This window comes from Citrobacter sp. 172116965 (assembly GCF_013458095.1).
In the GTDB taxonomy this organism is placed as follows: Bacteria; Pseudomonadota; Gammaproteobacteria; order Enterobacterales; family Enterobacteriaceae; genus Citrobacter; species Citrobacter braakii.
The window spans coordinates 74,091-87,370 of the sequence record NZ_CP046673.1 but is presented as its reverse complement, the minus strand read 5'-3'; the positions used below and the strand labels follow the sequence as shown (position 1 = coordinate 87,370).

The 13,280-nt window shown below is 54.4% G+C and carries 11 protein-coding genes; 3 read left to right on the top strand and 8 right to left on the bottom strand.

The annotated features are described in order from the left end of the window. Positions 1-3 precede the first annotated feature (3 nt). Positions 4-2,085, top strand: coding sequence for an ATP-dependent DNA helicase RecG (recG, locus tag GPJ68_RS00400; protein WP_016155008.1), 2,082 nt, complete (start codon positions 4-6; stop codon positions 2,083-2,085). A 42-nt stretch (positions 2,086-2,127) separates the two neighbouring features. On the opposite strand, the gene gltS is transcribed toward recG, so the two are convergent. Further along, positions 2,128-3,333, bottom strand: a complete 1,206-nt coding sequence (gene gltS / locus GPJ68_RS00395; RefSeq protein WP_016155009.1) for a sodium/glutamate symporter — start codon at positions 3,331-3,333, stop codon at positions 2,128-2,130. A gap of 225 nt (positions 3,334-3,558) precedes the next feature. On the opposite strand from gltS, the gene xanP reads away from it, so the two are divergent. Further along, positions 3,559-4,950, top strand: a complete 1,392-nt coding sequence (xanP, locus tag GPJ68_RS00390; RefSeq protein ID WP_003024026.1) for a xanthine/proton symporter XanP — start codon at positions 3,559-3,561, stop codon at positions 4,948-4,950. A gap of 121 nt (positions 4,951-5,071) precedes the next feature. Further along, the gene (locus GPJ68_RS00385) at positions 5,072-6,781 is read left to right on the top strand and encodes an AsmA family protein (RefSeq protein ID WP_104651733.1); all 1,710 of its coding nucleotides are present in this window, start codon (positions 5,072-5,074) and stop codon (positions 6,779-6,781) included. A gap of 41 nt (positions 6,782-6,822) precedes the next feature. On the opposite strand, the gene GPJ68_RS00380 is transcribed toward GPJ68_RS00385, so the two are convergent. The 7 genes from GPJ68_RS00380 to GPJ68_RS00350 all read right to left on the bottom strand — a co-directional run bounded on the left by GPJ68_RS00380 (position 6,823) and on the right by GPJ68_RS00350 (position 12,868). After that, on the bottom strand, positions 6,823-7,506 hold the full coding sequence (locus GPJ68_RS00380; RefSeq protein WP_016155011.1) for a D-lyxose/D-mannose family sugar isomerase: 684 nt from the start codon (positions 7,504-7,506) through the stop codon (positions 6,823-6,825). 49 nt (positions 7,507-7,555) lie between these two features. Further along, positions 7,556-8,416: a ketose-bisphosphate aldolase gene (locus GPJ68_RS00375; protein ID WP_016155012.1), complete on the bottom strand. Its 861-nt coding sequence runs from the start codon at positions 8,414-8,416 to the stop codon at positions 7,556-7,558. A gap of 80 nt (positions 8,417-8,496) precedes the next feature. Beyond that, the gene (locus GPJ68_RS00370; protein WP_047415757.1) at positions 8,497-9,348 is read right to left on the bottom strand and encodes a class II fructose-bisphosphate aldolase; all 852 of its coding nucleotides are present in this window, start codon (positions 9,346-9,348) and stop codon (positions 8,497-8,499) included. Between the two features lie 11 nt (positions 9,349-9,359). Then, positions 9,360-10,451 carry a PTS fructose transporter subunit IIC gene (locus GPJ68_RS00365; protein WP_016157774.1) on the bottom strand — a complete coding sequence of 364 codons (1,092 nt, stop codon included), beginning with the start codon at positions 10,449-10,451 and terminating at the stop codon, positions 9,360-9,362. A 26-nt stretch (positions 10,452-10,477) separates the two neighbouring features. Next, entirely contained in the window at positions 10,478-10,798 is a 321-nt protein-coding gene (locus GPJ68_RS00360; RefSeq protein ID WP_016155014.1) for a PTS fructose transporter subunit IIB, read from the bottom strand. A 19-nt stretch (positions 10,799-10,817) separates the two neighbouring features. Further along, positions 10,818-11,288 (bottom strand): PTS sugar transporter subunit IIA, encoded by a 471-nt coding sequence (locus GPJ68_RS00355; RefSeq protein WP_003842172.1) that lies wholly within the window; start codon positions 11,286-11,288, stop codon positions 10,818-10,820. A gap of 26 nt (positions 11,289-11,314) precedes the next feature. Continuing rightward, on the bottom strand, positions 11,315-12,868 hold the full coding sequence (locus tag GPJ68_RS00350) for a transcription antiterminator (protein ID WP_172860725.1): 1,554 nt from the start codon (positions 12,866-12,868) through the stop codon (positions 11,315-11,317). Positions 12,869-13,280: the final 412 nt, after the last annotated feature.

Sequence of the window (13,280 nt, the reverse complement as noted above, 5' to 3'; positions counted from 1 at the left end):
GCGATGAAAGGCCGTTTACTGGATGCCATCCCACTCAATTCTCTGACCGGCGTTGGCGCAGCGCAAAGCAGTAAACTGGCGAAAATTGGCCTGCACACCGTGCAGGACCTTCTGCTCCACCTCCCTCTGCGTTACGAAGACCGCACGCACCTGTACCCGATTGGCGAACTGCTGCCGGGCGTTTACGCCACCGTAGAAGGCGAAGTGCTGAACTGCAATATCACCTTCGGCGGACGCCGGATGATGACCTGTCAGATCAGTGATGGCTCCGGCATTCTCACCATGCGCTTTTTCAACTTCAGCGCCGCAATGAAAAATAGTCTCGCCACCGGTCGCCGGGTGCTGGCCTATGGCGAAGCCAAACGCGGAAAATACGGCGCAGAGATGATCCACCCGGAGTATCGCGTGCAGGGCGATCTCAGCACGCCGGAATTGCAGGAAACGCTCACGCCGGTGTATCCAACCACCGAAGGCGTGAAGCAGGCCACGCTGCGCAAACTGACCGATCAAGCTCTGGACCTGCTCGATACCTGCGCCATTGCCGAACTGCTGCCGCCAGAGTTGTTGCAAGGTATGATGAGCCTGCCAGAAGCTCTGCGCACATTGCACCGTCCACCGCCGTCACTGCAGTTGAGCGATCTGGAAACCGGTCAGCATCCAGCACAGCGACGTCTGATTCTGGAAGAATTGCTGGCGCATAACCTCAGCATGCTGGCACTACGCGCCGGGGCGCAACGTTTCCACGCCCAGCCGCTGATCGCAAACAACGCGCTGAAAGATAAGCTGCTGGCGGCTCTGCCGTTTAAACCCACCGGCGCCCAGGCCCGCGTTACCGCTGAGATCGAACGCGATATGGCACTGGATGTCCCCATGATGCGTCTGGTACAGGGCGATGTCGGCTCAGGTAAGACGCTGGTTGCGGCGCTGGCCGCCCTACGTGCCATCGCACATGGTAAGCAAGTTGCACTGATGGCCCCTACCGAACTGCTGGCTGAACAGCACGCCAATAACTTCCGCAACTGGTTCGCGCCACTGGGTATTGAAGTTGGCTGGCTGGCAGGTAAACAGAAAGGCAAAGCGCGCCTGGCACAGCAGGAAGCTATCGCCAGCGGTGAGGTGCAGATGATTGTCGGCACGCACGCAATTTTCCAGGAACAGGTGCAGTTCAACGGACTGGCGCTGGTTATCATCGACGAACAGCACCGTTTTGGCGTACATCAGCGCCTGGCGCTGTGGGAGAAAGGTCAGCAGCAGGGTTTCCATCCACACCAGCTAATCATGACCGCCACCCCAATCCCGCGTACGCTGGCGATGACCGCCTATGCCGATCTCGACACGTCGGTCATTGACGAACTCCCTCCGGGGCGTACGCCGGTCACCACGGTGGCGATTCCGGATACCCGCCGCAGCGATATTATTGACCGCGTGCGCAACGCTTGTACCCATGAAGGGCGCCAGGCGTACTGGGTCTGTACGCTGATTGAGGAGTCTGATTTGTTAGAAGCTCAGGCCGCTGAAGCCACGTGGGAAGAGCTTAAACTGGTGCTGCCAGAACTGAATATTGGCCTGGTACACGGCCGTATGAAGCCCGCAGAGAAGCAGTCGGTAATGGCGGCGTTTAAGCAGGGCGAACTGCAGCTGCTGGTTGCCACCACGGTGATTGAAGTGGGCGTAGACGTACCTAATGCAAGCCTGATGATTATTGAAAACCCGGAGCGCTTGGGCCTGGCGCAGTTGCACCAGCTACGTGGTCGCGTAGGTCGTGGCGCGGTGGCCTCCCACTGCGTCCTGCTCTACAAATCGCCGCTGTCAAAAACCGCGCAAAAACGCCTGCAAGTTCTGCGCGACAGCAACGACGGATTCGTGATCGCGCAAAAAGATTTAGAGATCCGCGGGCCCGGCGAGCTGTTGGGTACGCGCCAGACCGGAACGGCAGAATTCAAAGTCGCAGATTTGCTGCGCGATCAGGCGATTATCCCGGAAGTTCAGCGCATTGCCCGTCATATTCACGAACGTTACCCGCAACAGGCTGTGGCGCTGATTGAACGCTGGATGCCGGAAACCGAGCGCTACTCCAACGCATAGTCGATTCATAGCGGCGGCGGATGTGACTCCGCCGCACAGACATTATTGCGCAAAAATCGGCAGCAGCAGATACAGCTTAATCACCAGCGCATTGACGATATCGATAAAGAACGCCCCCACCATCGGCACCACCAGAAACGCCATATGGGATGGTCCAAAACGTTCTGTAATTGCCTGCATGTTGGCAATCGCCGTGGGTGTCGCACCGAGGCCAAAACCGCAGTGTCCGGCTGCCAGCACGGCGGCATCGTAGTTCTTACCCATCATGCGCCAGGTGACGAATATCGCGTACAGCGCCATGAAAATGGTCTGCACAACCAGGATTGCCAGCATCGGCAGGGCCAGAGAAGCCAGCTCCCACAGCTTCAGACTCATTAGCGCCATCGCCAGGAACAGCGACAGGCTAACGTTACCCAACACCGAAACCGCGCGCTCGAACACCCGATAAAAACCCATTAACGCCAGGCCGTTACTGAGGATCACCCCAACAAACAGCACGCAGACGAAAGTCGGCAGTTCCAGCACCGTTCCGACCAGCATTTGTGCAACGATTTTACCCACCGTCAGACAGATAGCGATCAGCGCAATGGTTTCAATCAGCACCAGCGAAGTGATTATGCGTCCGACATCCGGCTTTTCAAATGCGGTAGGCACAGCCTGATCGTCCGGCATGCCGTCTGGCGTGGTAGAGTGTTTGACCAGATAGCGGGCCACCGGGCCGCCAATCAATCCGCCCAGCACCAGGCCAAACGTTGCGCAAGCCATCGCCACTTCCGTCGCATTAGCGAAACCATAGCGCTCAATAAACAGTTTGCTCCATGCGGCCCCGGTTCCATGCCCGCCAGAGAGGGTTATCGAACCGGCGATCAGACCCATCAGCGGATCCAGACCCAGCAGGGTCGCCATACCAATACCGATGGCGTTTTGCATCAGCAGCAGGCCAACAACCACAATCAGAAAGATACCCACCACACGGCCACCCGCGCGCAGGCTGGCGATATTGGCGTTCAGGCCGATAGTGGCGAAGAATGCCAGCATCAGCGGATCGCGCAGGGTCATATCGAAGTTCACTTCCCAACCCATGCTTTTTTTCAGTACCAGCAGCGCAATCGCTACCAGCAATCCGCCAGCTACAGGTTCGGGAATGGTGTATTTTTTCAGGAAGGAAACAGACTGGACGAGCTTACGTCCCAGCAGCAACACAAGGGTTGCCGCAACCAGCGTTGATAACGTATCGAGATAAAACATTTACAACTCCATTAGTGCGTTTAGCACAATCACGCACGATGCATTCCAGACCGATTTTTAGCTCTTATTGAGTTTTCGGTGTGGATTTTAAGCAGAAAATCATGAAAAGTTATATAAAAATGTTTGTTTATCCGTTTTAAATATTAAGAACACCTGGTAGCAAACGTTTGCATTTCCGCCATGGTCAGATAAAATCACCGCTTTTCCACCATGGGATTGCCTCTGATGTCCGTTAACGCCGTAGAGTCAACAAATGCGCAACCGGTTGCGCAGACTCACAACAGTGAACTGATTTACCGTCTTGAAGATCGCCCCCCACTAGCCCAGACCCTGTTTGCCGCCTGTCAGCACCTGCTGGCCATGTTCGTCGCGGTAATCACCCCAGCGCTGTTAATTTGCCAGGCGCTCGGTTTACCGGCTCAGGATACTCAACACATAATCAGTATGTCGCTGTTCGCTTCCGGCGTGGCTTCTATCATTCAGATCAAAGCCTGGGGGCCGGTCGGCTCAGGGCTATTATCCATTCAGGGCACCAGCTTTAACTTTGTTGCGCCACTGATTATGGGCGGTACAGCGCTAAAAACCGGTGGTGCAGATGTCCCAACCATGATGGCGGCGCTGTTCGGTACACTGATGCTGGCAAGCTGCACTGAGATGGTTATCTCACGCGTACTGCATCTGGCGCGTCGTATCATTACCCCGCTGGTCTCAGGCGTGGTGGTGATGATTATCGGCCTGTCACTGATTCAGGTAGGTCTGACGTCGATTGGCGGCGGCTATGCGGCAATGAGCGACAACACCTTTGGCGCACCAAAGAATTTACTGCTGGCTGGCGTCGTGCTGGCGCTGATTATCCTGCTTAACCGCCAGCGCAACCCGTACCTGCGCGTTGCGTCACTGGTGATTGCGATGGCGGCAGGTTACCTGTTGGCGTGGTTTATGGATATGCTGCCGCAAAATACCGCGCCGGTAAGTCAGGACCTGCTGATGGTGCCAACGCCGTTGTATTATGGCCTGGGTATCGACTGGAGCTTACTGCTGCCGCTGATGCTAGTGTTTATGATTACCTCGCTGGAAACCATCGGTGATATTACGGCCACCTCCGATGTCTCCGAGCAGCCCGTTTCTGGTCCGCTGTACATGAAACGCCTGAAAGGCGGCGTACTGGCGAACGGTCTGAACTCGTTTGTTTCAGCCGTATTCAACACCTTCCCGAACTCCTGCTTTGGACAAAACAACGGGGTTATTCAGTTAACAGGTGTTGCCAGCCGCTACGTTGGTTTTGTGGTTGCGCTGATGCTGATCGCGTTGGGCCTGTTCCCGGCGGTCAGCGGTTTTGTACAGCATATTCCTGAGCCGGTACTCGGCGGCGCAACGCTGGTGATGTTCGGTACTATCGCGGCATCCGGCGTGCGTATCGTATCCCGCGAACCGCTGAACCGCCGCGCAATTCTGATTATCGCGCTGTCGCTGGCCGTCGGCCTCGGCGTTTCCCAGCAGCCGCTGATCCTGCAGTTCGCTCCGGACTGGGTGAAAAACCTGCTCTCTTCCGGCATTGCCGCAGGCGGTATTACCGCTATCGTTCTGAATCTGGTGTTCCCACCAGAGAAGCAATAAGCAAAATGCGGCGTTGGTTCTGAATCAACGCCGCTGTAACGCTCTTTCACCATTCCCGCCTTGAGCATTGCGCCTAAATCGTGCATAACTTGACTATGTGCACTTCGCGGGATGGAAGACCATGAAATTTATTGGAAAGCTGCTTCTTTACGTGCTGATCGCCCTTGCAGTGGCGATCCTCGGCTTATATTTTCTACTGCAAACCCGCTGGGGCGCAGAGCACGTCAGCGCCTGGGTTTCGCAGAACAGCAGCTACCATCTGGCATTTGATGCCATCGATCACCGGTTTTCTTCTCCTTCCCATATTCTGCTGGAAAACGTCACCTTTGGCCGGGATGGTCAGCCCGCAACGCTGGTCGCCAAAACGGTCGATATTGGACTGAGCAGCCGCCAAATCACCGACCCGCTGCACGTAGACACCATTCTTTTGCAAAACGGCACGCTGAATCTTTCCCAGCAAACTGCGCCGCTGCCGTTCCAGGCCGATCGCCTGCAATTGCAAGATATGGCGCTTAACAGTCCCGGTAGCGAGTGGACCCTGAGCGCGCAGCGCGTTAACGGCGGAGTCATTCCCTGGAGTCCTGAGGCGGGTAAAATTCTCGGGAGTAAAGCGCAAATTCTGCTCAGCGCCAGTTCGTTGACTCTGAACGACGTCCCCACGACCAACGTATTGATTGAAGGCAGTATTGACCATGACCGTGTGACGCTGAGCAATATTGGCGCAGACGTGGCGCGTGGCGCATTAACCGGCGTGGCACAACGCAATGCCGACGGTAGTTGGGTAGTGGAGAATCTGCGCCTGAACGATATTCGGCTGCAAAGCGATAAATCGCTGGCCGAGTTTTTTGCTCCGTTAAGCACTATTCCTTCCCTGCAAATTGGTCGTCTGGAAGTAACAGATGCCCGTCTGCAAGGCCCTGACTGGGCGGTGACGGATCTCGATCTGAGCTTGCGCAACATGACCTTCAGCAAGGACGACTGGCAAACTCAGGAAGGAAAACTGTCGATGAACGCCAGCGAGTTTATCTACGGCTCTCTGCACTTTTTCGATCCGATTATGAACGCCGAGTTCTCGCCGCAGGGCATAGCGCTGCGTCAGTTCACCACCCGCTGGGAAGGGGGAATGGTCAGAACATCCGGAAACTGGCAGCGCAACAACAAAGCGCTGGTCCTCGATGATGCTGCCATTGCCGGTCTGGAGTACACGCTGCCGGAAAACTGGAAACAGCTGTGGATGAAACCTCTACCAGGCTGGCTAGCCAGCCTGACGCTGAAGAAATTCAGCGCCAGCCGTAATCTGGTGATTGATATCGACCCGAGCTTCCCATGGCAGCTCACCGCGCTGGACGGCTACGGTGCTAACCTCGGGCTGGTGCAGAACAATCAGTGGGGGATCTGGAGCGGGAGCGCTAACCTCAACGCCGCTGCCGGCACCTTTAACCGCACCGACGTGCGTCGTCCTTCGCTGGCGCTGACGGCGAACAGCAGCACCATCAATATCAGCGAACTAAGCGCCTATACGGAAAAAGGGTTGCTGGAGGCCACTGCCAGTATTTCACAGTTGCCTCAGCGTCAAACTCAGGTCAGCCTGAACGGGCGCGGCGTGCCAATGACGATTCTGCAGCAGTGGGGATGGCCCGCACTGCCGCTTTCCGGCGACGGTAACATCCAGCTTACCGCCAGCGGCAATATTCAAGCCGATGCGCCACTCAAGCCAACGGTCAGCGGCCAGTTGCATGCGGTGAACGTGGAGAAACAGCAGGTAACGCAAACCATGCAGGCGGGCGTGGTATCCGGTAGTGAAGTTACCGCCCCACCCGCTGCGCAGTAAAATCTGACGGCCCGGCGGCGCTTTGCCTGCCGGGTCGCCGATTATCGCTGTAAGCGCGCATATTCACTGCACAACAGCCACTTCACCGGCTCGTCCTCTTCTATCGCCGGGAAGCGACCGCCTGGCTCAAGGAAGTGATTATCATGCAGGTCGTCATTGACCATCGAGATCTCCCAGCCCAGCACGAACGCTTTCTCCGCCCAAAAGCGATGATACAACCGCGGCGGCAGGCATACCCCCTGCCCCGGTTTCAATACCAGCGTCTCGCCAGCGTCAACGGAACGCCGCTGACCATCGACGCTAACCTCAACAATGCGCCGGGCATCATACCCGTCATCAGGCGTAGCCCACGCCAACTGCATACATAAATCACCGCCGCCGCGGTTAACGATATCTTCCATTTTATGGCGATGAAAATGCCATGGCGTCTGCTGATCCTGCTGAATCTGCAGCATCTTTTCGGCGTACGGTTTGGGGTAGCTGGCTGACCCTAACTGACCATTGCGCAACGTCAGTAACGTCAGCCCCGTTTGCGCAAAATCTCCGCGCCCAAAGTCGGTTATATCCCAGCCCAGTTGGAGATCGAGCACTTCACGCCACAGAGTGTGATCCTGTTGCCGCCAGGCATCAGCCGTAAAATACGCAAAGTCAGGCAGGCAAACCCGAAAAGTCTCGGCGATGGCATGCGCTTTATCGACGGCATAATTAATGTGTGAACGCTTCATTCCACTTTTCCTTGTTGCGAAAAAGGCGGGTCACCCCGCCTGTATGCGGTTAGTAAAGTGACGCTTTGCCGGTTGAGCCGAACAGTTTCATTTTGTGACGGATCACATCCCGCGCGGCGCTAATGGCTTCCGGGTAAATAACGTTCGGGTCCCACCAGGTTTCTTTCGCCAGGATTTCGCGGACTTTCTGGAAGTAAGCGTATTTCATATCGCTGGAAATGTTGATTTTGCCAACGCCCAGCGTAACGGATTCGGCAATTTCCGCATCCGGGTTCGCGGAACCTCCGTGCAGCACCAGCGGAATGTCTACTCGCCCGGCAATCTCGCGCAGGATGTGCATTTGCAGCTCTGGCTGCATCCCTTTCGGGTAGATGCCGTGTGCGGTTCCAATCGCCACCGCCAGCGTGTCCGCGCCGGTACGGGCGATAAAATCCTGTGCCTGATCAGGATCGGTATAAGTGACCTTCGATACGCCACCTTCCACTGACGTCCCGGTTTGACCAATCGTACCCAGTTCCCCTTCCACCGAAACGCCTACCGCATGCGCCAGCTTGACCACTTCGCGGGTCAGCGCCACGTTCTCTTCATACGGCAACAGCGAGCCATCAATCATCACCGAGGTAAACCCACACTGAATCGCCCGCAGGACATGCTCGACCGAAGCGCCGTGGTCCAGATGCAGAGTAAAGGGAACCGGGCTGCGCAGAGTGATATCACGGACGTAGCTAAAAAACGCATCGCCTACAAAATCATGTTCGCTGGGGTGAATGGAGATAATCGCCGGGGTATTGGTTGCTTCCGCTTCTTCCACTACTGCACGTACAAAGCAGCTGTCCGCCACGTTGAATGCGCCGATGGCGAAACCGTGCTGACGGGTAGGTTGCAGTAATTCTTTCATCGAAACTAACATGTTAATTCTCCAGTTTCAGGGTGTAGAAAGCCCTGCCAGTGCGTCGTCGCAGAGGCATAGAAGGCGTTACAGAAAATGAATCAGGCTTTGTCGATAGCGCCGCTGGCCTGCAGGTACGGAATAATGGCTTCCTCGCAGGCCTGCTCCATCAGGGCCAGGGCATCAACGAGTTCACCGGATGTGTCGCGACACAGGGTATGCAGCAGAGCAGCCTTTCCGGCCTCGAAAACCGCCGCGCCAACGTTTATCTTGGCGACGCCAAACGTCGGGCAGCGCTGTAGCTGGTCAAACGGCGTCCCGCTGCCGCCATGCAGCGCCAGCGGCACCGTTGATAAACGGGCAATTTCCTCCAGTCGCTGGAAATCAATGGCGGGTATGACACCGGGCGCGTACATGCCATGTGCCGTGCCGACCGAGACCGCCAGTAAATCGATACCGGTCTGTTGGATAAAGGGCTCCACATCGGCGGCCTGGGTCATCAAATCAGCGTTAGCTGCGTGATCATAGCGCGGGGCGTCGGCCAGATGCCCCAGCTCACCTTCCACGCACAGAGAAACGCTGGTCGCGAGCTCAACCACCGCCCGGGTCTGGCGAATGTTCTCCTCCAGCGCAAAGGCGGAGGCGTCGATCATTAACCCGCTGAATCCGGCGCGAAAAGCCTGGCGAATGCGCACTGGGTCCTTTCCATGATCCAGCGCCAGCGCGACCGGTACCGACGCTTCCTCTGCCAGCGTTTTGACGACCGCCACCGCTATCGGTGCAGGAAAATGGCCCAGATGCCCCTGATACAGATTCAGAATGATGGGCGCACGGTGTTTCTCAGCCACCCGCACCGCCGCACGGGCGCTTTCCAGATTCATACAGTTGATGGCCAGCAGCGCGTACTGCTCGCGCCAGGCTTTCGTCACCATGCTTTTCATATCGGCAAACATACGGCCTCCGGTTATTCCAGGGTGAAGGTGATCTCTTCGTCTTTCAGCTTTTGATCGCTAAGTTCATCAAACTCTTCGTCACGTTCGGTCACCGGTTTCTTCCACAACGACAGCATGACGCCGCAAATCACCGTGCCGATCCCCAGCGCCAGGCAAAACAGCAGCGGATGCGTAAAGAGCGGGACCACGAACATGCCGCCGTGCGGTACCGGGCTTTCGACGCCCCACACCATAATCAGACCGCCCGCTATCGCCGAGGCCACTACGCAGGACCCCACCACGCGCAGCAGGTCGCGCGCCGCAATGGGAATGACCCCTTCGGTAATCATGCAGATCCCCATCGGGAATGCCGCTTTCAGCGCCTCGCGCTCCGCACGGGTGTACTTGTGACGCGTCAGCAAAAAGGAGAGCGTAATGCCGAACGGAGGGATTATCGAACCGACAAACTTCACCGCTTCCGGACCGTACACGCCGCTGACTAACATGCCGTCAGCAAATAGCGACATGGTTTTATTCACCGGCCCGCCAAAGTCGAACGTCGCCATTGCGCCAAGGATGGCCCCCATTAAAAAGCGTGACCCGCCCTGCATGGACTCCAGCAGATGAATCAACGCGTCCTGCAGCCAGGCTATCGGTTTGCCAATGAGCGTCATCATCAACAGGCCACCAATGACGGTACTCAGTACCGGCAGCACCATGATGGGCATCAACCCCTGCATCGACTGCGGCAAACGGATATAGCGCTTGAGCAGCAGGACGGTATAACCGACCAGAAAACCGCCCAGCATCCCGCCGATAAAACCGGTATGAATTTCACCGCAGACAAAGCCGACAATCAGACCCGGTGCGAATCCGGGGCGGTCAGCAATAGAGTACGCAATCGCCGCGCTAATCAGCGGTACGATTAACCCCATCCCCCAGCCGCCAATCTGGTTGAGCATCCAGGGTATGGTTCCTGTTTTTTCACCCACGTTAGTGCCGCCAAGTATTTGCCCGAGAGCAATACAGATCCCGGCGGCAACAATTAACGGGATCATCCACGAAATCCCCGTTAATAAATGTCTTTTTATTTCCTGAGATAGCGGAATTTTATTTTCACTCATGTGAAATCCCTCCAGAATGGGGATCGCTACTGGTTATTATTAACTAATGATTTTTCGACCTTTTCAAGAAACTGAATGGGCGACTTTATGACAATTTCAGTTTTCACTCGCACAATACGTTTATTTAAAAATCGTTCCTCCCCTTTTATTTTTACATCCACAGCGAGAATCACGACATCAGCAGCAGAAATGTCCTCTGTCAGCAGTTCGTTTTCCGTGCCGATAGTCCCCTGGGTTTCTACTCTTATATTATGACCAAGCGCTTTAGCACCTTTAATTAACTTCTCACGGGCAATATAGGTGTGCGCAATACCCGCCGTACAGGCGGCAACACAAACAATATTCATAACATGCTCCACGTTTTATTTAGCAGACATTGGATTCAGCATATTGGCTAAAAAGCTCAATAATTTTCTGTGGACTGCTTTCGACTAACAGTTGTTCAATAATGTCGTCATCCGCCAACGCGCCAGCAACCTGCGAAAGCAGACGAATATGGGTAGTGTTTTGATCTTCAAGGCGTACGGCAAACAGAATGATGCAGCGCACGTTGCTGCCGTCCAGGGTTTCCCAGGGAATATCCTGGCGGGTACGCCCAATCGCCAGCGTGGTATTGACCACCGCCGAGGATTTCCCGTGCGGAATCGCAATATGATTTTCGAATCCGGTCGAGCCTTCTGATTCACGCTGCCAGACATCCTGAATAAACGTTTCCCGGCAGCTAATTGCCCCATCTTTTTGCAGAATATCCGTCAGTTCCTCAATAACCTCCGTTTTGTTTGTGGCCTTCATATCCAAAATAACGCGATTTGTATTGAGTATTTTCGTGATGTCCATAAATCATACCTCATGGAGTTCAGACATTAATTTTCAACGACCAGCGACGTCGCCCGATGTAATTTTTCCGTAATAACCGTTTCTGTTACCCGCTTAATATCCGCATCATTGAAGAAGGCGGTGACATACACGACCGGCATGGCAACGGCAGGTAAATTGATCGTCGATACCACCAGTTCAATATCGTCCGTCAGGACGGAGGGCAAGCTGCCTGCCGACACCACGCCGACGATGGTCCAGTCCGGAAAGGCGCGCAGAATGCGGCTTTTGAGTAAGTGAGAGGTGCCGATGCCGGTTGAGCAGACCAGCAGCACACGTTTACGCGCTATCTGACGCTCCATCGCGGCCTGAAAATGCACGGTTAAATATCCCACCTCATCATCCGACACGGCCCGCTCGCCCCAGCCGCTAAACACCCGATTCACCGCGCGCTGAGTCAGACGCCAGACGTCCTGCAACTCGCCTTTAATGTCCTCCAGCAACGGATTACGAATGCGGATCTGGTAGTTGAGGCGGTTAATCAGCGGCTTAATATGGATCAGCAATCCGTCATACAGCGCAGTGTCCTGGCTAAGATCGCAGTCAACCATTTCGGCGAAGGTGGCAATCAGCCGATGGGTAATCAAGCGTGCTTCGTCGCTGGAGTGCAAATGGCCAATTACGCTCACATCGTTATGCTCTTCAATCACCATACCGGAGGAGATAATATATTGATAAATAAACCAGACTTCGTCTTCCGGCAGCGGGTGGGCAATGCGTTTTTCGATATGCTGAATCATGCGACTGGCAATGGAAAAGATGTTCTCATCACATGACGTGATGCTTTCTTCTTTTCTCGGTAGCGCATTGCCCCGCGTAATGCGGTACATCATGATCAGAATATGAGTAAAGATATTGACGTAATAAGGCTCGCCCAGCGACCAGCACAGATCGTTCTCCATTTCCTGCAACAGCGTCTGGACAAATAAAACGTCTTCTTCGCCGAAGTAATGCACTAACGCTTTATAACTGCCCGGATCAAGTCGTGAATAAATCACGCTTCCAGGTTCATTATGGTTAATCACACCGTTAATCAGCGACGCCAGCGCCTGGCGCACGCCGCTCTCGCTGCCTTCAATGTGTGTGCCGCTCTGGCTGCGAATCAGCGACAGGCCCAGCGGGGTAATCCAGGATTCAATCACTTTCAGATCGTTAACAATCGATGCACTACTAATAAAATAACGTTCGGATAATTTATTGATCGATGTTTCATGCGGCGTTTCACTTAATAATTGCGAGGCTATCTTAACCCGCCGTGAATTATTCATCATGCCGTCAGCATCATCACCCTCCGACCCTAATAACTGATCCAGATATAAAAGGTCAGTAATGTTATCGGCACTTAATATCACGCCCGCACCGGCACGTTTATCGATAGATATTTTCCATTCCGATAACCATTGTTCCAGTAACCGCAGATCGCGCTGGACGGTCTTCTCTGAAACAGATAAATATTCGGCAATTTTTAGCAGCGTAACATATTCCTTCCGGGACAGAAGAAACTTTAATAATCTGTTTTGTCGCGAGGTAATCATTTGCATTATTTACCCTTATTACATACCAGATTAAATATCTATACCCGTCATACTTCAAGCTGCATGTGCGTTGGCTTTCCTCGCTCACCCCTGTCACGTACTTATGTACGCTCAGGGGATTCGCTGCGTCGCCGCCTTCCTGCAACTCGAATTATTTAGGTAATAAAGAAGCATTTATGCTCCACGTGTAATCCGTGATGATAAATATAAGAGGACTACGATGCGCCAACAATACTAAATCGTGTCCTGTATTCCGGACAGAAATAAGACAAAAAGAGGAAATAGTGAGATATTTACGGCGCAGATCACATTTTTCGCGGGAATCAGAGTGATAGCGCTCGCAAATATGGTGAGGTAAAAATTTAAGTCGGGATGTTTTTGATTTTCAGATCTGGAACGCTGCTCGCGGTGTGGGCCG

Excerpts from the sequence above, each read along its gene's own strand:
- recG (WP_016155008.1), top strand. The coding sequence starts at position 4 with ATGAAAGGCCGTTTACTGGATGCCATCCCACTCAATTCTCTGACCGGC.
- gltS (WP_016155009.1), bottom strand. The coding sequence starts at position 3,333 with ATGTTTTATCTCGATACGTTATCAACGCTGGTTGCGGCAACCCTTGTG.
- xanP (WP_003024026.1), top strand. The coding sequence starts at position 3,559 with ATGTCCGTTAACGCCGTAGAGTCAACAAATGCGCAACCGGTTGCGCAG.
- GPJ68_RS00385 (WP_104651733.1), top strand. The coding sequence starts at position 5,072 with ATGAAATTTATTGGAAAGCTGCTTCTTTACGTGCTGATCGCCCTTGCA.
- GPJ68_RS00380 (WP_016155011.1), bottom strand. The coding sequence starts at position 7,506 with ATGAAGCGTTCACACATTAATTATGCCGTCGATAAAGCGCATGCCATC.
- GPJ68_RS00375 (WP_016155012.1), bottom strand. The coding sequence starts at position 8,416 with ATGTTAGTTTCGATGAAAGAATTACTGCAACCTACCCGTCAGCACGGT.
- GPJ68_RS00370 (WP_047415757.1), bottom strand. The coding sequence starts at position 9,348 with ATGTTTGCCGATATGAAAAGCATGGTGACGAAAGCCTGGCGCGAGCAG.
- GPJ68_RS00365 (WP_016157774.1), bottom strand. The coding sequence starts at position 10,451 with ATGAGTGAAAATAAAATTCCGCTATCTCAGGAAATAAAAAGACATTTA.
- GPJ68_RS00360 (WP_016155014.1), bottom strand. The coding sequence starts at position 10,798 with ATGAATATTGTTTGTGTTGCCGCCTGTACGGCGGGTATTGCGCACACC.
- GPJ68_RS00355 (WP_003842172.1), bottom strand. The coding sequence starts at position 11,288 with ATGGACATCACGAAAATACTCAATACAAATCGCGTTATTTTGGATATG.
- GPJ68_RS00350 (WP_172860725.1), bottom strand. The coding sequence starts at position 12,868 with ATGCAAATGATTACCTCGCGACAAAACAGATTATTAAAGTTTCTTCTG.